This is a genomic window from Anaerosolibacter carboniphilus, from assembly GCF_014205875.1.
Classification (GTDB): Bacteria; Bacillota; Clostridia; order Peptostreptococcales; family Thermotaleaceae; genus Anaerosolibacter; species Anaerosolibacter carboniphilus.
Genome location: NZ_JACHEN010000006.1, coordinates 58,293 through 81,348, shown reverse-complemented (window position 1 = coordinate 81,348; position 23,056 = coordinate 58,293). Strand labels below are relative to the sequence as shown.

Annotated in this window: 21 protein-coding genes and 1 riboswitch; of the genes, 1 reads left to right on the top strand and 20 read right to left on the bottom strand. The window is 39.4% G+C overall.

All coding sequences use genetic code 11. From position 1 onward, the window contains the following. Nucleotides 1-35: 35 nt before the first annotated feature. From HNQ80_RS06495 to HNQ80_RS06450, 10 genes are all read right to left on the bottom strand, one after another. Complete coding sequence (locus HNQ80_RS06495) at nt 36-821, bottom strand: 4Fe-4S binding protein (RefSeq protein ID WP_184309513.1); 786 nt, start codon at nt 819-821, stop codon at nt 36-38. 136 nt (nt 822-957) lie between these two features. Continuing rightward, nucleotides 958-1,347 carry a VOC family protein gene (locus HNQ80_RS06490; protein ID WP_184309358.1) on the bottom strand — a complete coding sequence of 130 codons (390 nt, stop codon included), beginning with the start codon at nt 1,345-1,347 and terminating at the stop codon, nt 958-960. A gap of 162 nt (nt 1,348-1,509) precedes the next feature. Continuing rightward, nucleotides 1,510-2,361 (bottom strand): stalk domain-containing protein, encoded by an 852-nt coding sequence (locus HNQ80_RS06485; protein WP_184309356.1) that lies wholly within the window; start codon nt 2,359-2,361, stop codon nt 1,510-1,512. A gap of 339 nt (nt 2,362-2,700) precedes the next feature. Beyond that, nucleotides 2,701-4,098, bottom strand: coding sequence for an oxaloacetate decarboxylase subunit alpha (locus tag HNQ80_RS06480; RefSeq protein WP_184309354.1), 1,398 nt, complete (start codon nt 4,096-4,098; stop codon nt 2,701-2,703). A gap of 137 nt (nt 4,099-4,235) precedes the next feature. Then, nucleotides 4,236-5,789 (bottom strand): citrate lyase subunit alpha, encoded by a 1,554-nt coding sequence (gene citF / locus HNQ80_RS06475; RefSeq protein WP_184309352.1) that lies wholly within the window; start codon nt 5,787-5,789, stop codon nt 4,236-4,238. A gap of 13 nt (nt 5,790-5,802) precedes the next feature. Then, nucleotides 5,803-6,681 carry an HpcH/HpaI aldolase/citrate lyase family protein gene (locus HNQ80_RS06470; RefSeq protein ID WP_330602773.1) on the bottom strand — a complete coding sequence of 293 codons (879 nt, stop codon included), beginning with the start codon at nt 6,679-6,681 and terminating at the stop codon, nt 5,803-5,805. Beyond that, nucleotides 6,668-6,943 carry a citrate lyase subunit gamma gene (locus HNQ80_RS06465; RefSeq protein WP_184309350.1) on the bottom strand — a complete coding sequence of 92 codons (276 nt, stop codon included), beginning with the start codon at nt 6,941-6,943 and terminating at the stop codon, nt 6,668-6,670. The genes HNQ80_RS06470 and HNQ80_RS06465 overlap by 14 nt, the downstream gene beginning before the upstream one ends. Before the next feature lie 20 nt (nt 6,944-6,963). Next, complete coding sequence (gene citS, locus HNQ80_RS06460) at nt 6,964-8,310, bottom strand: citrate/sodium symporter CitS (RefSeq protein ID WP_184309348.1); 1,347 nt, start codon at nt 8,308-8,310, stop codon at nt 6,964-6,966. A gap of 203 nt (nt 8,311-8,513) precedes the next feature. After that, nucleotides 8,514-9,284, bottom strand: coding sequence for a Na-translocating system protein MpsC family protein (locus HNQ80_RS06455; RefSeq protein ID WP_184309346.1), 771 nt, complete (start codon nt 9,282-9,284; stop codon nt 8,514-8,516). After that, nucleotides 9,268-11,052 carry a sensor histidine kinase gene (locus HNQ80_RS06450; RefSeq protein ID WP_207726886.1) on the bottom strand — a complete coding sequence of 595 codons (1,785 nt, stop codon included), beginning with the start codon at nt 11,050-11,052 and terminating at the stop codon, nt 9,268-9,270. The genes HNQ80_RS06455 and HNQ80_RS06450 overlap by 17 nt, the downstream gene beginning before the upstream one ends. Before the next feature lie 182 nt (nt 11,053-11,234). Next, nucleotides 11,235-11,346, top strand: a riboswitch (SAM riboswitch). A 137-nt stretch (nt 11,347-11,483) separates the two neighbouring features. Here HNQ80_RS06450 and HNQ80_RS06445 point away from each other — a divergent pair. Next, on the top strand, nt 11,484-12,653 hold the full coding sequence (locus tag HNQ80_RS06445) for a pyridoxal phosphate-dependent aminotransferase (RefSeq protein WP_184309342.1): 1,170 nt from the start codon (nt 11,484-11,486) through the stop codon (nt 12,651-12,653). 62 nt (nt 12,654-12,715) lie between these two features. Here HNQ80_RS06445 and HNQ80_RS06440 read toward each other — a convergent pair whose 3' ends face one another. From HNQ80_RS06440 to HNQ80_RS06395, 10 genes are all read right to left on the bottom strand, one after another. After that, the gene (locus tag HNQ80_RS06440) at nt 12,716-14,173 is read right to left on the bottom strand and encodes a HAMP domain-containing sensor histidine kinase (protein ID WP_184309340.1); all 1,458 of its coding nucleotides are present in this window, start codon (nt 14,171-14,173) and stop codon (nt 12,716-12,718) included. Beyond that, nucleotides 14,157-14,858 (bottom strand): response regulator transcription factor, encoded by a 702-nt coding sequence (locus HNQ80_RS06435; protein ID WP_184309338.1) that lies wholly within the window; start codon nt 14,856-14,858, stop codon nt 14,157-14,159. Before HNQ80_RS06435 ends, HNQ80_RS06440 begins: the two co-directional genes overlap by 17 nt. 81 nt (nt 14,859-14,939) lie before the next feature. Then, nucleotides 14,940-15,599 (bottom strand): ABC transporter ATP-binding protein, encoded by a 660-nt coding sequence (locus tag HNQ80_RS06430; RefSeq protein WP_279288963.1) that lies wholly within the window; start codon nt 15,597-15,599, stop codon nt 14,940-14,942. A 28-nt stretch (nt 15,600-15,627) separates the two neighbouring features. After that, nucleotides 15,628-16,227, bottom strand: a complete 600-nt coding sequence (locus HNQ80_RS06425) for a hypothetical protein (protein WP_184309334.1) — start codon at nt 16,225-16,227, stop codon at nt 15,628-15,630. Nucleotides 16,228-16,241: 14 nt separating this feature from the next. Next, the gene (locus HNQ80_RS06420) at nt 16,242-17,432 is read right to left on the bottom strand and encodes an ABC transporter permease (protein ID WP_184309332.1); all 1,191 of its coding nucleotides are present in this window, start codon (nt 17,430-17,432) and stop codon (nt 16,242-16,244) included. Between the two features lie 16 nt (nt 17,433-17,448). Beyond that, nucleotides 17,449-18,690 (bottom strand): efflux RND transporter periplasmic adaptor subunit, encoded by a 1,242-nt coding sequence (locus tag HNQ80_RS06415; protein ID WP_184309330.1) that lies wholly within the window; start codon nt 18,688-18,690, stop codon nt 17,449-17,451. Nucleotides 18,691-18,850: 160 nt separating this feature from the next. After that, the gene (locus HNQ80_RS06410; protein ID WP_184309328.1) at nt 18,851-19,777 is read right to left on the bottom strand and encodes an ATP-grasp domain-containing protein; all 927 of its coding nucleotides are present in this window, start codon (nt 19,775-19,777) and stop codon (nt 18,851-18,853) included. A 64-nt stretch (nt 19,778-19,841) separates the two neighbouring features. After that, entirely contained in the window at nt 19,842-20,222 is a 381-nt protein-coding gene (locus tag HNQ80_RS06405) for a YbaN family protein (protein ID WP_330602772.1), read from the bottom strand. Nucleotides 20,223-20,238: 16 nt separating this feature from the next. Further along, nucleotides 20,239-21,585 carry a sigma-54-dependent transcriptional regulator gene (locus tag HNQ80_RS06400; RefSeq protein ID WP_184309326.1) on the bottom strand — a complete coding sequence of 449 codons (1,347 nt, stop codon included), beginning with the start codon at nt 21,583-21,585 and terminating at the stop codon, nt 20,239-20,241. After that, entirely contained in the window at nt 21,563-22,996 is a 1,434-nt protein-coding gene (locus HNQ80_RS06395) for an ATP-binding protein (RefSeq protein ID WP_184309324.1), read from the bottom strand. The genes HNQ80_RS06400 and HNQ80_RS06395 overlap by 23 nt, the downstream gene beginning before the upstream one ends. Nucleotides 22,997-23,056: the final 60 nt, after the last annotated feature.

Genomic DNA, 23,056 nt, shown 5'->3' with positions numbered 1-23,056 from the left:
AATCCCCCTTTATATAAGTTCTCTATCGTTTTGTCTTATAGGTATCCTATTTCGGCACCTTTCTTCCCTGGTGCCCTTCCTTCGCACGGGACTGCTGTCTGACATTTTCCGCAGCCATATCTCGGCGCGAACTTCTCCTTGGTTAAGCTTAAAAAAGCATCACAGGGTTCATGTTTTTTTCCTTCCTGATTTATTGCAGATACAGGGCATCTATGAATACAAGCTCCACAATGATTGCAATACTCATAAATTTCTTGGTAAGTTCTATCGGTTGTTTGATAGGACAAATTTGTGATGACACTTCCAACTCTACCAGCGGACCCTTTTTCTGTAATCAATGATTTACTCAAACCAAAGGTTCCTATGCCTGCGATATAGGCAATATGCCGTTCGGACCAATTACTACGATTATTTATACTGGATATTCGTGAATCCTCTGCGGGTATTAGGGCACATCCTCCCATCTCGATGACTTTTTCAGCGATAAACTTCATCACTTCACGGTTGAATCGTTCCCCTTCGATCCTTCCGTACAGCCATTCATAGGATGGATATTCACTACCCACACCATTTGATTTTCGCACTTCATTTGTAAAAGGAAGGAAATAGGATATGACAGTCTTTGCTTCTGGAAACCATTCCTTTGGTGTCATATGATGAGGACCGCTGACTGTCTCTTCCTTGAGTTGGTCAAACAAAGGATCTCCAGCATTAGCGATCCCAATAATGGGACTATCAAATATTTTGATAGCTACGCCTTCAACCTGATTCAACGGATGATTCTCAACAAATCCATTCACTGAGATAATTAAATCCTCCATATTGCTCAAATGGACTCCCCCTTTATTTCATATGCTATATCCATCATATCATGCTTGAAGTTACATCACAAATTACTTTTCATCTGCAAAGCTTACTTGTAATAGAATAATCGTCCTCCCTTTTGTACGCCAAGTTTCATATTGTAATTTCAATCAAGTTGCCATCTGGATCTTTAATCACACTCTCAAAATATCCATCTCCCGTGGTTCTGGGTTCACCCACCACAGAAAATCCATCTCTTCGCAGTCGTTCCGTTAAGGAGATCACCGCTTGTCTGCTGCCCACGGAAACAGCAAAATGGGCAATCCCAACAAAGGTTCCCCCAAGATCAGCAGCGCGGCTTTGTACCAAAGGCATTCTCATAATTTCCATCCTTGCGCCTCCATCAAACGCTAGAAAGTAGGATTCAAAGTTCTTGATAGGATTTATGTATTTTTCACCAGCCCTGCAATCAAAATACTTTTCATAAAATGATCTTAACCTTTCTATGTCTAATGTCCATATGGCTATGTGCTCAATTCTCATGAAATCGGCCCCCTAAAATTTTCTTATTATCTTAATAGTGTATTCTCTATTTAAAGATCTAAACCCAACAATTATTTTGTTGGGTTTAGATCTTTTCATTCCTGCACCATGCCCTATACGAATCCACCAATCTACCTATGAGTATGTTTCATGTCTTCTCCATTATTCTTCTTCAATTCTATAGCCAATGATACTTTTAATCTCACCCCGTACCACAGCAGCATTCGCGGCTGACATTTTGATCATAACATGGGGATAGGTAATGGCTTGAGTCACCATCATATCTGGAGCTGGCCGATACAGGGTTGCAGTCACAGAAGCTATTCTCGACTTCCCTTGGATATCCACTGCGTCCACTTGCATCCTATACCCTCCAGTGGGTCGTTCCCCACCGCTGACAAGGACATACATTTCATTATCTATTTGAAGGGAGTGAATACCCTCTTTTTTGTAGTTTTCTTCATACCACTGGAATAGCTTTTCATTTCCGCTAATGCCATTCAAATCAAGGACTTCATAATCTATCGGCGTATTCCCTTGATCATCGGGCTTTGGTTCATAATCTTTCGTTTTGATCACGCCAACATATTGCTCCTTATCCCAGTCAACTTCTGCTTCTAATGCCTCGGCAATGAATCGCAATGGCAGCAGTGTACGATTATTCACAATTTGAGCAGGAACCTCCAATGCCACCTTCTCTGGAATTCCTGTAAAATCATATTTTCTATAGATCAATGCCTCTTTCTTTCCTATGATCATTTCAATGGTCTTATATTTATCTTGAATCGTAACTTCATTCTCTTCCGCATTCCAGATGACTTCTGCACCCATTTTTTCAAAGATACTCCTTATAGGTACCAGCGTTCGCCCCTTTTCTATGATCGGTTGAACATCAAAGGAAACCAATTCACCATCTAATTCAATTTTCACTTGTTTTTCAGCAAAAACTGTAAATGAGAACATCGTCATCACCATCATACACACGAGCAGATATGCAAACAATTTAATTCTCATGAAATTACCTCCCTATGCACTTTATACCTTTATACCATTAAGACGTAAGAAAATCAAATTAGTTTCATTCCATTTTCACTCACTTTTTTACTCAGCATCTTCGAGTTCATAACAGCTGCCAGAATAAACACTGCCCCAATCATCATTTTTCCTGTAAAAGTCTCATGAAATCATACTAGCCAAAAACTATCAAACAGCGGCTTCAAAATATAATGGGGAGGCATGCATATCAAACGTACCTGTTTAAAAAGGCTGTTCTATTTATTGCATAGAACAGCCTTTTTGCTTATTTCATATCGAGCCTCAGTCCTCTTATATTCCTTGGTAATTATTAACCGATTACACTGGATAGGTTTTTTGCTCCTTGTCTACATATCTACTGTCGATCTTATATTTTTTGGCTTGACGATGCTTGAAGTATTCCACTGCCACCGTAGGGAATAAGGCGTAGGATAGGACATCCTCCTCCTGTTCCAGATATTCCTTCATTTCATTGCGGATGCCATCTAATTGTGGTGGTATTAAGTCCGCCGGTCTGCAGGTGATGACTTCCTCACTGCCAATGATTTTTTTACGAATCTCTTCCGAAATCTCAACCGCCGGTTTACCATATTCACCCTTTACATAGGCTTTGATTTCTTTCGGTACCATCTTATATCTTTCTCCTAAAATCACATTAAATACAGCCTGAGTTCCTACCATCTGACTTAAAGGTGTTACCAATGGAGGATAACCTAGATCCTCTCGTACTCTCGGCACTTCCTTCAGCACCTCTTCATATTTATGAACTGCATTTTGCATCTTAAGCTGAGAGACTAGATTGGATAGCATACCGCCAGGCACTTGATAAACCAGGGCATTTACATCTACACCTAAAACTTTAGGGTCCAATAACCCTTTTTCCATATATTGATCACGAACAGGTCTAAAATGTTCTGCCACCTTATTTAAGACCTCTAGATTTAACCCAGTATCATAATCCGTTCCCTGGAGCGTTGCAACAAGGGGCTCTGTTGGTGGTTGAGAAGTCCCTAAAGCCATGGGAGATATGGCACAGTCCACTACATCTACACCCGCTTCGATGGCTTTCAAATAGGTCATCGAAGCCACTCCACTGGTGTAGTGAGTATGCAGCTGAATAGGCACTTTGCTTGTCTTCTTCAGCTTAGAAACAAGATCAAAGGCATTGTAGGGCGTTAAAATGCCAGACATATCTTTAATACAAATAGAATCTGCTCCCATACTTTCCATTTGACTGGCTATCTGTAAGTAATACGCTGTATTATGGACGGGACTAATGGTATAGGAAATGGCTGCCTGGGCATGACCGCCCTCTTTTTTTGTTGTTTTTAGGGCTACTTCTAAGTTTCTCACATCATTCAATGCATCAAAAATTCGAATGATATCAATGCCATTTGCAATAGCTTTTTTCACAAATTCAGAAACCACGTCGTCAGCATAATGCTTATATCCTAAAAGATTTTGTCCTCTAAGCAGCATCTGTAGCTTCGTATCCTTCACGGACTTTCGAACCAGTCTCAACCTTTCCCATGGATCCTCATCAAGGAATCTCAGGCAGGCATCAAACGTTGCACCTCCCCATACTTCTAGCGAATGGTATCCTACTTGATTCAATGTTTCCAGTATAGGAACCATTTCTTCCGTTTTCATCCTCGTTGCAATGAGAGACTGGTGTGCATCTCTCAAGACAGTTTCTGTGATTTTCACCTTTCCCATATTATGCCTCCTTCTTTATACCTTCATATAACTTTCTTTTAAAGTGACCAATCTTGTTTTATAAAATCTCTTAATGAATAAAAATAGCAGATTTCGATATGATCCATCTGCTATTTTTATTCAAATCAATAAATCTCTTATTTTATTACGTTTCGAATAACATCCATTACAGTTCCATCTCTATATTCGATGATTCCTACAATTTTATCACCAAATTCTACTTTTTCAGGCTTTCCCGTAAAACTTTCTGCTAAATCCCGTAATTCTTCAATCGTCATTACGGGGAGATTCATAGCTTTTAGCTTTGCAAGAAGTTCCGTATTTTTAGGATTCACTGCGATACCTCTTTCGGTTACGACTACATCTACCGTTTCTCCTGGTGTCACAATTGTCGTTACCTCATCTACGACGATTGGAATTCTCTTCCTCATAAGGGGCGCTACGACCACTGTTAGTTTTGCACCTGCTGCGGTATCGGGATGCCCCCCTTGAGCGCCCATAATGACCCCAGTAGAAGCCGTCATTACATTTACGTTATAGTTTACATCCACCTCTGTGGCCGATAAGATCATGATATCCAACTTATTGGCAACGCATCCCTTATTGTGAGGGTTTGCATACATGGATGCTGACATTTCAATATGGTTTTCATTTTTTATAAAAGAAGTTGCCGCTTTGGCATCAAAGGTTTGAGTATCTAGAAGGGTTCTGAATAACCCTTCTTCCAGTAGTTCTACTAGATAGGAGGTAGCTCCACCCGAAGCAAACCCGCCAACAATATTATTGGCCTTCATGTAATCTCTGAGATACTTCGCCACAGCAAGGGAGGCGCCACCACTTCCTGCTTGGAAAGAAAATCCTTCTTTCACAAGTCCAGATTGGATTAACACATCGCTTGCATACTCAGCAATGAGCAGCTCCACTGGATTATTCGTCACCCTTGTAGCGCCAGCACTGATCAGCGCTGGATCTCCGATTTCTTCTACAACAACCACATAGTCCACCAATGTTTGTGGAATACTGATGGGATATGCGGGATAAGGTACCAAATTATCTGTGATGGCTACCACTTTATCCGCATATTGTGCATCTACCATCGGGTATCCCATGGCACCAAACGCTGATTTACCTAATTTTCCATTCATATTTCCCATGTCATCACAGCAAGAAGCTGCAATAAATGCAACATCGATCTTTACATCTCCAGATTCAATGGCCCTTGCCCTTCCCCCGTGAGTCCTGAAAATAACAGGTTTAGGCAGTATGCAGTTGGTGGTGATTTCCTTCGCAATATTTCCTCTCAAACCACTGGTATGAAGACCCGTTACCACACCGCTTTTTATATGGGCCACAAGCCCCTCATGGGCATTGGTTAAAGATGAAGCACAAATGGTAATATCCTTAATGCCCATTCTAGCAATTTCCTCTACTACCATCATCAAAACATGATCCCCGTTGCGTAGGTGGTGATGAAATGAAATCGTCATTCCATCTCTAAGTCCTGTTTTTTCTATGGCTTCTCCTATAGAATTTAGAAGTTTCTGATCCGAAGGTGTCGCCTTGCTTAATAATGAGCTATGTTTTCTACCCTCGATATCTGTATCAAATATTCCATTGAAAGGCTTTAAAGCTCCGATGCCCTCTATATAGGTTGGGACCATTCTCCCTACTTTATTTTCTACAAATTCCATTTCCAACCCTCCTCTACTTTAAAACTCTTGCCGCCTTGGCTAAATCAATAATTCGTTCAGCCTTTTGTATCACTGGCTTATCTACCATTTTTCCATCTACCGTAATGACACCAAGACCTTTTTCCTCTGCTTCTTTTGCAGCTTGAATAATTCTCAACGATTTCTCTATTTCATTTTCTGTGGGCGTAAATATCCTATGCACTTCTTTTACTTGAGATGGATGAATGCAGGATTTTCCTGAAAATCCTAAGATCTTCGCATCCCTTGTCTCTTCCTTAAATCCTTCAATATCTGATATATCCGCCCATACTGTGTCAATGGCATCTACATTGGCTACGCTGGCTGCAAGGACAATATAAGCTCTTGCATGGGTAAGCTCCTTCGCCGTCTTTGTTCTGTCTACCCCTAGGGTTCTTGTGAAATCCTCTGCACCGAAGGAGATTGCTACAACTCTTGGACTTGCCGTTGCAATTGCCAATGCATTCAATACACCCTTCGGTGTTTCAATTGCACACTGGATCTTTACAGATCCTAATTCTATCTGGTTTTCTTTTTCAACCTCATCCAACAGAAGCGATAATCTTTTCACATCCTCTGGTGTTTCACACATTGGCAATCTGATATTTCTAACACCAGCTTTCACAACCTCTTTGACATCGATCTCTCCGAATTCAGTATAGAGAGGGTTCACTCTTACAAAGATCTCTATATCCTTATAATCAATGGATTGAATCGCTTCACAAAGTAAATCCCTCGCGCTGTCCTTTTCAGAATAAGCAACTGCATCTTCTAGATCAAATATAATACAGTCGGGATTATAGATCGGTGTATTAAAGAACATCTTTGGCTCACTGGCAGGACAAAATAGCATTGTTCGTCTAAGCTTTTTCACCGTATGCTGCCCCCTTTGCTCTTTTTATCGCCGTCTTCACCCTTGCTTTGATGACAAAGTCCAGGCTTCCCAAATCTAAAACTTCTATATCTGCATTTTCAACATTCAGCTCACGGGCTGCCGTCATTACTGCTTCCATCATATATCGTTCAAACAATTTTTTCAGCTTGCTGCTGATCTTAATGTTTAGTCCACCTTCATCTTTCAAGGTCACTTTTACAAGACAGTCCTGAGCATTTTCATGTCCTGCAATCCCTACCATGACATCATACCTCCTTTAATTTAAAACACCATTCCAAATACAATACTTGCTACAACCAACATGATTCCTCCACCTAATCTAGAGGATATTTGTGCGAAAGAAAGCAGATTCATTCTCTTTGAAGCACTCAACACCTCTAAGTCGCCAGAGCCGCCTCTGTTTGCCATACATAGCCCAGCGGTGATAGAAGCTTCAATTGGAAAGAAACCAATCAAATATCCAAATAATCCTGAGCCTAGGGTAGCGCCTACAACAATAAGACTTGCAATAAAAATATTTTGCAGGTTTAATGCTTGGATGATCTCCCCTAAGTCTGTATACGCTACACCTACACCTACCATGATTACCAACAAAAATTGCCCTGAGAAGAAGCCTTGAAGCTTTTTTGTTCCTTGTTTTAATTCTTCAGGTATTAAATTCAACGCATTAAAAATTGCTACAAATACAACCATGTATGCAAAGGCATGAACCTGCACCCCACCTATGGTTGGTAGAACCTTTTTGCTCATCAATGTACCTAGTACATAGAAAAATGTTGAAAGTAATAATCCTGCCCCAACTTCTTTTAATGTTACTTTTACATTGGGTGCTTCTTCAGAAGCATCTAGTCCTTTTCCTCTAACCAGTTCACCATTTCCTGATAATGCAGGTATTCTTTCACCCAATTTGTGTAACAATGCAGCTACAACAATACAAATAATATTAGCAATCGTTAAAATCGGGAATGCGAAAGATAAAAATTGTTTCGGATCATTTCCAGTTACATTGGCGTAAATTTCACTCATCGGAATAGCCCCTGCACCAGTTCCGCCTCCCATAATCGGAAGCACATACATCGCCAAAATCTTTGGAATTGGTATTCCAGTCAATAATCCTGCCAATGCTCCAAAGGCCATTGCTCCAGCAATTCCAGCCAGGATTGCTGGTACATATCCAACCAATGCCTTTAATAAGAGCTTTCTATTTACTGCCAAAATACTCCCTGTGATTAAAACCGAAATGAACAATGCTAAAAAGTTTGTGTCGTCCATAAATACAGTAATCGTTTCGACTGTTTTCTCTGGCATGACACCTGAATATACCAAATAAGCTACCGCTAGAAATGTAAGAATTGCACCTCCACCTACATATTCATTCCAAATAGGAATTCGATCTCCAATTTCACCAAATATGATTCCCAATGCAAAACAGATTGCCAATGCCCCTACTATAGATCCTGGAAGGACATCGAAAAAGGATGCTGCAATTGTTACAACCGCTGTCAACAAGAACAACGGTAAAGGAATTCCATATACCTTAAATACTTTTTTTGTTGCTGCAGCTGTGTTTTCTGCTTTTTCAATCTTTGTTTTCTGAATAACTTCCATATTCTTCCTCCTTTGATTTTTTTAATGTTTTTACGTTTGCTTTTTAAGCTAAATCCATAGACTTTCCCAAATAAATTCAACAGCTTGAATGCTATTCAATTAGATATCCCACAGTTATTTTGAAAAACTTTTCAATGAAAACCTTTTCAAACTTAACTACATTAAGAATATACACTAGAATTGTTTTCTTGTAAAGTATTTTTTTAAACAATCATAAATTTAAGTCGATTTTTGTCGTTTAGAAAATCCATATCGATGGAGGCCAGTTGTATGTCCCAAGGCACAAACTCTTTCACAATGCGCTTCATCCCTTCTTCATGATCTTTGTAAAAAACCTCTCTTCCATACTTTACCATAGATGTATTTTTCTCTTTCTCTAGAAGCGTCTTTTCCATTTTGGTCAAGACCTCTACGATTTCAATTTCTAAGGTTCTTGCATGAATAAAAGCTTTTACATTTTGAGGCCCTTTTCCTGTTTTTTCCTTAATCAATTTAGCCATTGCGTTTTTAATCCCCTCTTCAATCCTAAGCTTATCCTCCTTTGTGAGGGCCATGTTTCTCACAGCCAAAAGTTCACCTTTGTTTCGAAGAATTTTTACGGAAATTTTTTCCATCGCCTCCAAAAGCTCTTTCGCGTCTAATGGCTTAATAATATATTTTTCTATGCCTACATCCACTGCCTTTAAAATCATATCTTGATCAGAAAAGGCTGTTGTGATGATAATGGGTACGTCACTAACCTTTCTGAGTTCTCTCGCCATAGAAATTCCATCCATAACAGGCATTTTTAAATCTGAAATCACCATATCTGGAAAATTTTCTTTAAACGACGCTATCCCTTCTTTTCCATTTTGCGCTGTAATAAGCCTTCCCACTCTCTTTTTTAGGAAAAATTGCATCTGCTCTAATACTTCTTCTTCATCCTCTACATAAAGCACTTTTAAACTTTTTAGCAGGTTACTTTCGATGCCCATATTGACCTCCTTTTGGCAAAATAATTTGCACTTTTACACCATCATTTATATTTTCGAGCCATAAATCTCCACGGAATTTTTCTCTTAATATGTTTTTCGAAATGTACAGCCCTAATCCTGTCCCCTGATCACCTTTGGTTGTGGCATAGGGCTCAAACATTTTCTCCAACATTTCTCCCTTTACTCCTCCACCATTATCGGTAACAATAATACTGATTTCCTCTTCTTTTTCTTCAATACTAATTTCGATTTTTCTGTCTTTCTCCTTGTCTTTTAGCACATCTATGGAATTGTTGATCAAGTTTAATACTACCTGAGAAAATACATTGCTTTCTCCTTTGATTTGAAGATCTTTATCTCCAGTAACATCCACTTCAATCTCGAGATAATTTATTCTTGCTACATTCAATTCAATGGCAAACAGGATAGCCTCATAAAGGTTAAATGCTGTGTTATGATCCTGAGGCTTGAAAAAAAACTTGAAATCATCAATCGTACTCGCCATTTTATCAATAAATTTATGATTGGATGCCAAAAGTTTTTTTAGATATATCTCATCACTTTCTTGAAGAACATGATAATCTTCTATATTGTACAAAGAAATTTTCAATGCATTCAATGGCTGCTTTAATTGATGGGCAATGGTGGCTAACATTTCTCCCATGGCAGCAAATCTTGACTGATGCATCAAAAGGGCATTTTTCTCATTCAATTCATTAAGATATCTAGCCTCCATCGTAAGTTTATTCTTCTTTATTTCCACAGCGTAGATGTAACCAATCATGATTATGAAAGCCACCACCAAAAGGATGGATATCAGTATGGTAACATTGCGGATTCCTTCCAGGTTGGTTATCGTTTCCTCATAGTCTAAGGAAAGATTGATAATCAAGAATGTATCTCCAATCGTACACGGTGTGAATGCGCTGATTTTCTGAACCCTTAAATGTTCCCCCGGCCAAATGGAATGATAGATCTCTATGCCAGCCTCTCTATTTTTCTGCTTTTCTACAACCTTTTCTAATTCGCTCCAATCATAGTTTGGATATTGATTTTTTCTTGCTTCCACCACATTTTGACCTAAATCCTCCTTGGAAGGATGAAGCAACAATATACCATTTGCATCTTTAACGGAAATATATCCTTTTTGATTAGATTTATAATCGGCTAAATATATTTCATAAATATATTCTGCATCAACCTTTAATCTAACAAATCCTATCATCTTCCCATTGGATTTTACAGGATGGATAATATTTATACTTCTATCACTTTTTGCATCGACATAATAGACATCTGCTCTTGTTTTCACTGCCTGTTCTATATCTTGACCTGATCGGTATACATATTGAGGATTGTTTGTATAAGCCTTCAATATGTCTCCCTTTTCATCGATCAATTCCAAGGACATATACTCGTCACCCCGAGTTCTATGAATTAGCTCCATCAGCTTTATATTATCCATTTCCCCTTTTGCCACCAAAGCGAATTCTTCCTGAAACTCAGGTTCTCTTAAAATTTCTAACAAATACTGATCCGTTTCTTTAAAGTACACCTCCAACTGCGATGAAACAGTTGTTACCAGATTCAAAATATCTTTTTGTTCTGATTTTATCACAACGTCTCTATAATACTTATAACTGCCAAGCAAGAGCGTTAAAATAGTACCTGTAATAAGCAGAGCTATGAGCACTAGTCTTACTATTTTTCCATATGTTTCTCTATTCTCTTCTTTTATTTGCATTTTCATATGAATCCTTTCTTTCATGAATATCTTGCTTTTTCCTATTGTAGCATGTTCATCACCGTTCCTGTATCGGAATTTTTTCCCGTAAAGTTTGTTCTCTTTAACACAGCGTATTCATCCTTTCCAAAACACTATATTATTTTCATTGACTTTTTATCGAAAATATCGTATATTTATTCTTATTGATATAACTGAATAATAAGCTCTTATCCAGAGAGGTGGAGGGACTGGCCCTATGAAACCCGGCAACCGGCTTTTTTATAAAGCAGCGGTGCCAATTCCTGCGATATATGTATATATATTGGCAGATGAGAGAAGCGCATATCGTCATGATGCCTCTTTCTCTGTGAAAGGGGCTTTTTTATTTTGGTTAATAATTCTTCTGTGTAAGCGAAATCCACTCATATGAAAACCTAAAACAAAATTTTATGAATGTATAGGAGGAGACCAACGTGAAACCTTTAAGCAATTATTTACCTCATTTTACGGAGTCAATTATTCGTCGTATGACTAGAATTGCCAACGATTGTGGAGCCATCAATTTATCTCAGGGATTCCCTGACTTCGACCCACCGGATGAATTAAAAAACGCCCTCATCGAAGCCGCAAATGAAGGACCTCATCAGTATGAAGTAACATGGGGATCTAAACTATTTCGTGATGCGCTGGCAGCAAAACAGTCTAAATTCATGGGTGTTTCCATCAACCCAGATACTGAGATTGTAGTTACCTGTGGCAGTACAGAAGCCATGATGGTGGCAATGATGACCATATGTAACCCTAATGACAAGGTGATTGTCTTTTCACCTTTTTATGAAAACTATGTAGCCGATACCATTCTCTCTGGTGCTGAACCCATTTATGTAAGCCTCACACCCCCAAATTTCAATTTTGATAAGGAAGCGCTCGTTCAGGCTTTTGAACAAAATCCTAAGGCTATTATTCTGTGTAATCCTGCCAACCCGACAGGTAAAGTATTTACTTTAGAGGAACTTCAATTTATCGCAGATCTTGCGAAGAAACATGATACCTACGTCATCACCGATGAGGTATATGAGCATATTGTATTTTCTCCTTACAAGCATGAATATTTTGCGTCGATACCTGAAATGTTTGAAAGAACCATTTCTTGCGGCTCTTTGTCTAAAACATATTCTATTACAGGATGGCGGTTGGGCTATATCATTGCACCAGCTTTTATCATTCAGGAAGCAAGGAAAATCCATGATTTCCTTACCGTTGGCGCTGCAGCGCCCCTTCAAAGGGCAGCTTTAGCAGGATTAAATTTACCTGATGCTTATTATGACACGTTACAGCATAAGTATCAAGAAAAGAGAGATCTATTTCTAAAGGGATTAGACGATGCAGGATTGACCTACACAATACCACAGGGTGGTTATTATGTCATGGTTGACATCTCAGAATTTACAGATAAAAGCGATATTGAATTCTGTGAGTGGATGGCAAGGGAAGTAGGGGTGGCAGCAGTTCCTGGATCCAGCTTTTTCCGAGAAGATGTTCACCATTTTATTAGATTTCATTTTGCAAAAAATAATGAGACCCTCATTGCCGCTTTAGAACGATTAAAAACTTTAAGAGAAAAAGCAAAAAGTAGTTTTTGATATAAAAATCACTCATGAGTTAGACTCATGAGTGATTTTTATATCTATCTTTGTGACAACAATTATTGATTTTTATCTTCTAATCTCATCTCCATCCAGACTTTCGTTCCCTTGTGGAGTTGACTCTCTACCCCATACTTCATATGATGGGCTTCTAAAATGTTCTTCACGATGGCCATACCTAGCCCTGTGCCGCTATCATTTCTTTTTCCTGACTTATCTACTTTATAAAAACGATCCCAAATATAGGGCAAGTCTTCCTCTGCAATTCCTTTTCCGTTGTCAATGACTTCTACCTTAAGCCCATGATCCGTTTCCAGGGTTTTTACCCATATTTTCGTATTCTCATAGGAATGTTGAATAGCATTATTGATGATGTTATAAAAAACCTGATACATTTTATCCTTATCAGCATAAACAGAGATATTCTCTTTATGGGTTTCCACTGTGATTTCAATATTCTTATGCTGTGCAAAGTACGATAGCTTCTCGATTACTCCATGAATGAGATCCTTTAGAAAAATTTGGTCATAGGTTAAGTTGGAGAATCCCGCCTGGATTTTTGATAAATACAATATATCCTCAATCATACCATTCAGTCGGTCAGATTCCTCTGTAATTACCTCCAAGTACTGATTTTTATCATCTGTACTGATATTCTCTACTTCTTTCACCAGTTCCGCATAGGCTTTGATCAAACTGATCGGCGTCTTTAGTTCATGGGATATGTTGGCAATAAATTCCTTTCGAAGCTGTTCGATACGATCTAATTGCTGGGCCATGTCATTGATGGTTTCTCCGAGCACGCCTATTTCATCATCTGACCGGTGACTTACTTTAGCAGTAAAATTTCCTTTAGCAATTTCCTTAGATGCTTCGATAATATTCAAAATAGGTTTTGTGAAAATTCTTGCCAGGTACAATGCCAGTAATGTCCCAATCCCTAAGGAAAAAATAGAAACATAGGTCAATTGTTTCTTGAGAATAGATATGGTTTCTTCAATAGGAGCCAAGGGAGAAGAGATAATAATATCTCCGATTTTCTTGTTTTCACGAATCACGGGCACCCCTACATAGATGGAAGCATCATGACTTTGAGGTTTTTTCCTCACCACTGTAAAGGGTTGATTTTGAGCTAGCTTCGACCTGATTTCCTTATCCCCTAATAGGGGGCCTAAGGTTCTACTTTGTGCTCGATCAAACTCTCCAGCCTTAATGAAGTATCTATCTAAAATGTTGAAAAACCGTGCTTCTCCACTTTGGTCAAGAATAATTACCCGTGCATTTACAGAAGATGTAAATGCTTCAACCTCTTCAATGACCTTCTCGGAAATCATGTTTTCTTGATCGGCTTCTAATAAAATGGCATTCAGCTTCTGTGCTTCATTGGATAAAACACTTTTTCGTTCATGAATATAGAATTTATTCAGCAATCCCACTTGAAATAACCAAATAATAATCAAAATTGTGATAACCAAAGATGTAATCGCAAGCCATAGCTTACTATGTATCCCTTTCATTTTCTTCTCCTATCATAAACTTATAGCCTGTTCCCCAAACCGTTTGGATATATCTCTTATGGTTTCCCAGTTTCTCCCTTAACTGCTTAATATGGGTATCCACTGTTCTAGCATCCCCTATGAAGTCATATCCCCACACCCGATTGAGCAATTGTTCTCGGGAGTAGACAATCTCTGGATTTTTTCCTAAGAAGAATAAGAGCTCATATTCCTTTGGTGTGAGGGCGATTTCATCCTTATCAACAAAAACCTGCTTTGATAGGGTTTTAATTTCCAAGGCTCCAAGCTTTAAAGATTTATGATTTCTTTCATTGGATTCTTTGCTCCTTCTCATGACAGCCTTTACCCTAGCCAGCATTTCTTTCAAGCTAAAGGGCTTGGTAATATAATCATCGGCGCCTAGCTCAAAACCAAAGAGCTTATCATATTCTTCTCCACGGGCGGTCATCAAAATAATCGGTACCGAAAAGTCTTCACGGACCTTTCGGCACACAGTCCAGCCATCGATCTCTGGCATCATGACATCCAAAAGTATTAAATCATATTCATTAAAATACAATTTATCCAATGCATCTTTTCCATTATGGGCCTCTTCGATTTCATATCCTTCCTTGGTCAGAAATACCTTGATGACATTTCTCATTTTTTCTTCATCATCCACCACAAGGATTTTTGCTTCTCTCATCTGTTTTCTCCCCTTCAACTGGCTTCTATTTGTCCCAGCCGTTAAAAAACTGTTGTACATGCTCAAGGGCTTACAGTCTGCCTAAACCGACTCGAACACCCTGCCATCTCTCACCTGAATAATTCGTTTTGCTTGTTTTGCAATTTCAATGTCATGGGTAATTAATACAATGGTGTTCCCTTCTCCATTAAGCTCTAAAAACATTTCCATAATTTCTTTCCCAGATTTAGAGTCAAGGTTTCCTGTAGGTTCATCTGCGAGCAGAATATTCGGATCCCCAGCCAGTGCTCTGGCAATCGAGACTCTTTGCTGCTGCCCTCCTGATAATTCCATTGGTTTATGATGAAGCCGTTCCCCTAGACCCACTCTTTCCAAAAGCTTCGTTGCTTTGTCGTAGGCAGCCTCCTTCGTTGTTCCTCTCAAAAGCAAGGGAAAAGCCACATTATGCAAAGCAGTATATTTAGGAAGGAGATTAAATTTCTGAAAAATAAACCCGATCTCCCGATTGCGAATGTCCGCCAATTCATCTTCATTTCTAGCTTTGATGTCCTTCCCCGCCAACGCATATTCCCCTGAATCAGCCACATCAATACATCCGATGATATTCATCAAGGTAGATTTGCCTGAACCTGAAGGTCCAAGTATCGCCACAAATTCTCCTCTGTCAACTTCCAAAGAAATTTCATTTAATACAGTCAACGTATTCTTTCCCATTTTATAAGACTTCACAATATCCTTCATGTATATTACAGCATGATTATCCATAGGACTACCTTCCTTGCATAACCATCACACGGATGATCGTCTTGCTTGCCTCATCTTTTTTATCATACCATATTTGCATCATCATTCCCTCATAAATATCCGCGATATCTAGTTGCTTCATTCCGCCTTGTCCGAAAGAGTTGACAGGTACACCTACAGGGATTAATAACGTCAGGGTTTCTCCTGTCAGCTTAATTTCCCTTTGCATCCCTGACCTTTGTACTTGACCCATTTGTCCATTCCCAGCAGGAGGCATTTGCCCACCTTGATTTCCTGCTGGAGCACTTCCGCTATTTTGCCCAGTACCGCCTTGGCCAGTGCCGTTTTGACCGCTTCTTCTTTCAGGCATTTCAGCCAGTTCTAATACAACTTCATTTCCAATAATGCTTTTGACTCTTCCATAAACATCAGGTCGTTCTTGTACTCTCCCCTGATTTTGGCCAGCATTATTCTTGTTTTCTTCGCTATTGCTCCCAGCAGTTTGTTCACTTTTCTGACTTCCTTGCCCAGTTGTCCCAGCTGCTACCTGGGGCTGAGAATTTCCACAAGCGGTCAGTAGTAATGCTGTAGTGATCACAGCTATTATTAATTTATATTTTGCCATATGTATAATGCCTCCTATTCATAATTTAATGCTTCAATTGGCTTTAACGCCGCTGCCTTTGCAGCAGGGTAATATCCAAAGAATGTACCAATTCCTACAGAGAATCCAAAAGCTAATAAATAACTATCAAAGGACGGAATGGCACGAACCTGAAAGTAGTTTAGCGCGGGCATGACTAGCATGCTCCCAAGAATGCCAATGATTCCTCCAGCAGCGCTAACGATAATGGCTTCCAGTAAAAATATGAGCAATATATCTTTCCTTCGTGCTCCAATCGCCTTCAAAATTCCAATTTCCTTGGTTCTTTCCTTGACAGAAACAAATAGTACGTTCATGATGCCGATACCACCAACCATCAAGACCACAGTTGCCACAGACAAAAGCATCAAAGTCATTGTTTTAGCTGAATCCTTTGCCGATTGCAGTCTGCTTCCTGCGTCTACAATCATAAACTGATCACTTTTGTCTCTGAATTTACTCTGCAAAATGCTATTGATCTCTTCGATTGCCGAAGAAACATGATCAATGTCCTGCGCTAAGGCAAGAATCGTAGGCCGGGCCATTCTGCCTGTGATATATTTTTCAGCCACACTATAGGGTATAAAAATTCCTTCATCAGGGTTAAAACCTCTCATGGAAGAATCCCCCATCTGCTTTAAGACACCGATCACCTCATATCGTTTACCATTAATTGTGATCTTCTCCCCTACAGCTTCAGATATATCTTCTTCAAAAAACAATTCAGCGATATCATGACCAATCACGGCCACCTTCTCAGTATCCTCGTTGTGCTCCTCATTGATAAAGTTTCCATACGCCATGGCTAAGTTGTTAATTTCCTTAAGTTCCTCTGTTACACCCGCCACTGAGGCAGTTGTAGACGTACTGTAATAACTAATCGTTCCCCGATCATTAATCACCATAGATACTTTCTTAATCGAAGGAGCCTCTTCTTGAATAGCTATCATTTCATCTGCGCTAAGCTTTACCGTTGTATTTCTTCCGAATCCCGCCATAATCTGGATCGTTCCTACATTCAAGCTTTTGAATTGTTCCTCCACACTGGCCTGACTTCCCTTTCCAATCGAAAGAACCAGCACGACTGTCAGTGTACCTACAATAATTCCTAAAGTCGTAAGAAATACTTTGGCCTTGTTTCCTCGAATATTGATAAAAATAGATCTTAAGATTTCGATCAAACTCATATCATCACACCTACTCTTATTTTATAGTCTCAATGACCACAGTTTCTCCCACTTCAAGGCCCTCTGTCACTGCTACATACTTTCCATCGGTCAATCCAGTCTTGATATTCTTTGTTTGAAGATTTCCATCCTTATCCTTTACTTTCACAACTTGTTTTCCATCTACCATGCTTACAGCCTTATTAGGGATAATCAGTACATTTTTTTCTTGTCTAAGAATAAAGGACACGGTACAAGTCATTCCTGATCTGATCTTGCCCATGCTGCCATCCAATTCAATTCTTACATCATAGGTCACCAAACCGCTTGAATCAATCATTGGCAGTGCATTGATACCTGTAACCTTCCCTACATAGTTTTCGCCTGGATGGGCTTCAAAGGCAACCTCTATCGTTTGACCAATCGCCACTTTTGATAGATCCGTCTCTGAAACTGGCACCACCACTTCGACTTTATCTGCATCGGATACTACCATAAAATGAGAGGTATCGGCAGTGGCCTTTCCTGAAGTACTTGGCGGTGAGAAACTTTCTCCGGCTTTGTAGGATACATTGAGAACCGTTGCACTGACAGGAGATTTTAAGATGGTGTCTTCCAAATCATTCTTAGCCATTTCTAAATTAATCAAGGCGCTTTCTACATTTACCTTTTCCAATTCTATGTCTTTGTTAGAGCTTAGCAAAGCATTGTACTGCTCTAACTGCACATCATATGCAGCTTGCGCATTCTCATAGGATATTTTTTTTAACGCAACTTCCTGGGGTGAATAATAGTCCTGTAACTCCAGCATGGGCAGATATTCCGTTTCAATTTGCTTTATTTGCCGCTTTAATTCATCTAATTTTTGTTTCGCACTGATTAAGTTAAGCCGCGCATTTTCCTCTTTTTGCTCCAATGTAGCCACCGCTTTATTATAACTGAGTTCCGCTGTTCTTAGCTTATTTTGGTATTCTGTATCATCAAGTTTTGCAAGAATCTGACCCTCTTGAATCTGTTCTCCATTTTTCACATGAACTTCTTTGATTTTACCACTCAATGAAAAATCAAGATTTATCACGGGAATTTCCGCTTCACCGTCCCCTGTGAACCCTATGGTGATATCTCCCCTTGTTACAGCTTCTTCTTTGGTCGTCACCGTCACGTTGGATGCTGTTTTGCTCTTATTTGTCATCTTATAACCAGTAAAGCCCACTCCGCCAATGATTGCAAATAACAACGCTATTTTGAGAAATCTGCTGGAATATATTTTTTTTAACAACTACGATTACCTCCTTTACAACCTCTTATATTTATACATAACTGTATTATATTTCCTAAATGTGATGAATTTGTGATGCAAAGAAAAGTAATTTGTGAAGCGTAAAAAATAGGAAGACTGGCTTATAAGCCAATCTTCCTATTTTTTAAATTCAATCAATTTACAGCTTCTGCAGTTCTTCTCCAAGGTACTTGGCAATGGCACCCATTCCTGATAATCCAGCGATAGCTTCTGCATCGGAATTATAATTGGTATTGGTGTTCACATCATAGGTAAAAATTTCTCCATTTCGATCCATGATAAATTCGATCCCTGCGATGTGAATTTTGTTTGCCTCGAGGAAGCGCTCATATTTTTCAAGAATTGGATTGGCAAAGCCTTCGATAATCTGAAACTTCGGCTTTTCGATCTCTCCCACCGGGCAGAAAGCATCGCCGATCTGACAAGCATCAGCAGGACACAATTGGAATCCTTGGGAAGTATCTACACGAACAGCATATAAGAATTTCCTGCCAATAAACTCACAACGGGTAATAAAAGGTTCCTCAGGCTGAATGTATTCCTGTATCAATGTAATACCATCAATAGGCTCATCAAAACCAGGCCCGTTCACATAGGCTTTCAATGCCTCTATATTTTGAAACAACTGGACCCCAAGGCCTTTCCCACCTCGGTTGTGCTTTGTGATAAAAGGCCTGTCAAATTTTTTAGCAGCCTCCACAATCTCTTCTTTTCCCACTGCAACGATTGTCTGTGGTGTACGAATGCCTTGGGCATTCAATGCGGTATATTGAGCTACCTTGCTAATTTCTAACTGCAAAGCACGGCCTGTATTGATGACTTTTCTTCCATATCGTTCTAGCCAGGCAAGGAGCGTCCCAGTATATTCCGCTGCGAAGCGATGGTCCCTTGTATGGGAAGATGCACTCATACGATTGTAGAATACCCCTTCTGGCGGTTCTTCAGATAAATCTAATACCCCCTTATCTAAAAACCAATCCTCATAGGGAAGGTTTAATTCCTCTAGCTTTCCCTTCAAAGGTGCTGTCCACTCATTGTTTTCATGAATAATATAAATCTTTTTCACTTACTTCATCTCCTTCTTTCATTAAATAATATCTGTTCAAAGTGGTATGTATTCATATTTTCACTTATTTCAAAGTTTTTAACGATAAAATATGAATTGTAACCCCTACAGCAATCGTAAATAATAGCAGCTTGATCATGATGGAAGAAACAATAAACAGAGCGGAATATCCTATGGATAGCCAAAGGGAACCAATGGAAAAAATCTTAATTTTTAAAGGGATGCCTCTTTTTTCCTGATAGTTTCTAATATATATACCAAACTTCTTATGCTCTATGAGCCATTTATAAAGTTTTTCAGAACTCCGTATATAGCATGCCGAGCCAAGGAGAAGAAATGGCGTGGTTGGCAATAAGGGAAGAAATATCCCTACAACCCCTAAAACGATGGATAGTGTACCGATCACAATCAGCGTGCCTTTTATCATGCCGTGTATTTTGTTCACCCCCTTGTAATGATACTTACTTTAGATTATGCTTCTCCATGCGATACATCAGGGTATGCCGAGTGATTCCCAATAACTTAGCAGCTTGAGTCTGATTATTCTCCGTTCGCTTTAATGCCTGCTCAATCATACTTTTCTCTACAGCATCTAAGTCAATTCCCTCTTCTGGCAATATAAAAGGAACAGACTCGTTGCTATAAAAGAATATCTCCTTGGGCAAAGCTTCTTTGCCCACCGTTTCACCATGATTGAGAATAACAATTCTTTCTATTACATTTTCCAGTTCCCGAATATTACCCTTCCATTGATAATCGATCAATGCTTCCATGGCGTCTTTCTCAAAAATCAATCTATCTCTTCCAGCATCTACGCAATATTTCTCCGTAAAATATTCAACAAGTCTTTCTATATCCTCTTTTCTTTCCCTCAGAGACGGCAGCTCAATAGGAATGACATTCAAACGATAATATAAGTCTTCCCTAAATGTCCCTTTTGCCACCATCTCGCTCAAATTTCTATTGGTTGCTGCCACAATCCTTACATCCACCTTTAAGGTCGCTGTGCCGCCAACTCGCTCAAACTCTTTTTCCTGCAATACCCTTAATAGCTTTACTTGGATGCTCGGCGTAAGTTCTCCAACTTCATCTAGAAACAGTGTTCCTCCATCGGCAAGTTCAAATCTTCCGGGTTTCCTGGAAATAGCACCCGTAAAAGCTCCTTTTTCGTGACCAAACAATTCACTTTCCAGTAAGCCTTCTGGCAGTGCACCGCAGTTTACTTTAATATATGGTTTCTCCTTACGATGACTGTTGAAGTGGATGGCATTGGCAATCAGTTCCTTTCCTGTACCACTCTCTCCAGTAATTAGCACTGTGGCGTTGCTATTGGCCACACGACTGACAACGTGCAGTACATTTTTGATTTTTTCACTTTCGCCTATGATCACTTTTCCTGTACTTTTGTTTAATTCTTCCGTTAAAAACGCAATTTGATCCTGCATACTGCCTATATTCAGTGCCTTCTGAATAACGATCTTCAATTCTTCCAGATCAAAAGGCTTAGAGACATAGTCGATGGCCCCCAATTTCATTGCCTCTATAGCGCTTTCCATGGTGCCATGGGCAGTAAGCATAATCACAGGTATCTTAGGATTTATTTTTTTGATTTCAGCCAGGGCCTCCATTCCATCCTTTTTAGGCATTCTCAGATCAAGCAATACAATATCTGGTTCCTCTTCCTGCACGAGGGCCAAAGCTTCCACGCCGTCTCCAGCCGCTATAATTTTGTAGCCTTCATCTTTAAGGGCTTTTTTCATGGCCCATATCATATTTTTTTCATCATCAGCAATCAGTATTTTCTTCATCCTTCTCATGACCTCCTTCCAGATGACGGGGCATAAATATATCCAATCTTGTACCAGCACCTATTTCGCTTTCAATTTCCATATATCCCTTATGTTCTTCTATAATTCGATGGGCAATAGCCAATCCTAGCCCTGTTCCCTTTTCTTTTGTTGTATAGAATGGTTCAAATATCTTTTCTAATCGTTCCTGTTCAATTCCCTTTCCTTCATCAATAAAGGATATCTTTACCCAACAGTCTTTATCCTGTAGTTCAACACAAAGGTTTCCGCCCTCATTCATCGCCTGAATAGCATTAAGAATCACATTGACAAAGGCTTGCTTTAATTTATCAGCATCCAGAAAAACAAATACATCTTCTTCTCTTTTATAGTGGATCCTTACCCTATGCTGCTCAGCATATTTATTGGTAATACGAATCACATCTTTTATGAGTTGATCGATGCTTTGGTTCTTGTAGTTGAAGACACTGGGTTTTGCAAAATCCAGCAATTCCTGAATCACCTTGTTGGCACGATTGATTTCAATCTCTATAATCTCTAATCCTTCCCTTATATCTTCATCCTCAATGTCCTTATTGATTGTTTGGGAAATTGTTTTAATAATACCTAGAGGATTCCGTATCTCATGGGCAATTCCTGAGGCCAGCTCCCCAACAGCCGATAGCTTATCCACCCTTCTGATTTGCCCCTCCAGCCGCTTCAACTCCGTGATATCTTCTAAGATAATAACCATTCCTGCGACTCGATTCAATATATTTCTTAAGGGGTACCCATGAATCCGGATCGTTTGTTTCCCGGGATGCTCCTTTAAGCTTGTGGTCTCATAGGCCGAAACATTGTCCTCTTGAACCATGGCTTTAAGGATCAGCTCCTTGACTTCTTCTCCATCCTCAAAATAATCATAGATATAGGTAGCGTTCTGTTGATCTTCTATGCGTAGGAGCTTCGCACCTTCCCTATTTACAGAGCTAATTTTCATCTCTCTATCAATGGCTACAACACCATTCAATATACTATCCAGGATATTTTGTGTATAGTTTTCGAGATCTGTCAGCTTTGTAATCTGAATTTCCAACAAGCGCCTAACCCTAGACTCTGACTCCACCAGGGCACCAGTAATCATTCCTATGATGATGAACATAGATGCTTCCAGCATCTGATTGATTACCTCTATATTGACTCGCCCAAAATATATTAATAGATGAGGTGCATATAAGGCGATGATAGAAAGGGCTGTCAACATGGCACCCCTCAACCCAAACTGAAAAGCTGCAAGGATGATGGGAATATAGTAGAGCCTACGGTAAAAATCGTGAAATCCCCAGATGGATGACCCTGTAACATAGTGAAGCAATGTAATAATCAGTACGCTGAAAACAATAAACCCTTTATACTTTTGTCTGGTATTCATTTGTTACCCCCTTGAACATCTGAGAAAAATCCTTTCCCCAATATGATACCATATTTACCC

What these genes read in the sequence shown, in the direction of transcription:
- HNQ80_RS06450 (WP_207726886.1), bottom strand. Translation starts at nt 11,052, where the DNA reads ATGAAAGAAAGGATTCATATGAAAATGCAAATAAAAGAAGAGAATAGA.
- HNQ80_RS06480 (WP_184309354.1), bottom strand. Translation starts at nt 4,098, where the DNA reads ATGGGAAAGGTGAAAATCACAGAAACTGTCTTGAGAGATGCACACCAG.
- HNQ80_RS06455 (WP_184309346.1), bottom strand. Translation starts at nt 9,284, where the DNA reads ATGGGCATCGAAAGTAACCTGCTAAAAAGTTTAAAAGTGCTTTATGTA.
- HNQ80_RS06495 (WP_184309513.1), bottom strand. Translation starts at nt 821, where the DNA reads ATGGAGGATTTAATTATCTCAGTGAATGGATTTGTTGAGAATCATCCG.
- HNQ80_RS06435 (WP_184309338.1), bottom strand. Translation starts at nt 14,858, where the DNA reads ATGAGAGAAGCAAAAATCCTTGTGGTGGATGATGAAGAAAAAATGAGA.
- HNQ80_RS06425 (WP_184309334.1), bottom strand. Translation starts at nt 16,227, where the DNA reads ATGGCAAAATATAAATTAATAATAGCTGTGATCACTACAGCATTACTA.
- HNQ80_RS06420 (WP_184309332.1), bottom strand. Translation starts at nt 17,432, where the DNA reads ATGAGTTTGATCGAAATCTTAAGATCTATTTTTATCAATATTCGAGGA.
- HNQ80_RS06485 (WP_184309356.1), bottom strand. Translation starts at nt 2,361, where the DNA reads ATGAGAATTAAATTGTTTGCATATCTGCTCGTGTGTATGATGGTGATG.
- HNQ80_RS06395 (WP_184309324.1), bottom strand. Translation starts at nt 22,996, where the DNA reads ATGAATACCAGACAAAAGTATAAAGGGTTTATTGTTTTCAGCGTACTG.
- citF (WP_184309352.1), bottom strand. Translation starts at nt 5,789, where the DNA reads ATGGAATTTGTAGAAAATAAAGTAGGGAGAATGGTCCCAACCTATATA.
- HNQ80_RS06440 (WP_184309340.1), bottom strand. Translation starts at nt 14,173, where the DNA reads ATGAAAGGGATACATAGTAAGCTATGGCTTGCGATTACATCTTTGGTT.
- HNQ80_RS06465 (WP_184309350.1), bottom strand. Translation starts at nt 6,943, where the DNA reads ATGGTAGGGATTGCAGGACATGAAAATGCTCAGGACTGTCTTGTAAAA.
- citS (WP_184309348.1), bottom strand. Translation starts at nt 8,310, where the DNA reads ATGGAAGTTATTCAGAAAACAAAGATTGAAAAAGCAGAAAACACAGCT.
- HNQ80_RS06430 (WP_279288963.1), bottom strand. Translation starts at nt 15,599, where the DNA reads ATGAAGGATATTGTGAAGTCTTATAAAATGGGAAAGAATACGTTGACT.
- HNQ80_RS06400 (WP_184309326.1), bottom strand. Translation starts at nt 21,585, where the DNA reads ATGAAGAAAATACTGATTGCTGATGATGAAAAAAATATGATATGGGCC.
- HNQ80_RS06490 (WP_184309358.1), bottom strand. Translation starts at nt 1,347, where the DNA reads ATGAGAATTGAGCACATAGCCATATGGACATTAGACATAGAAAGGTTA.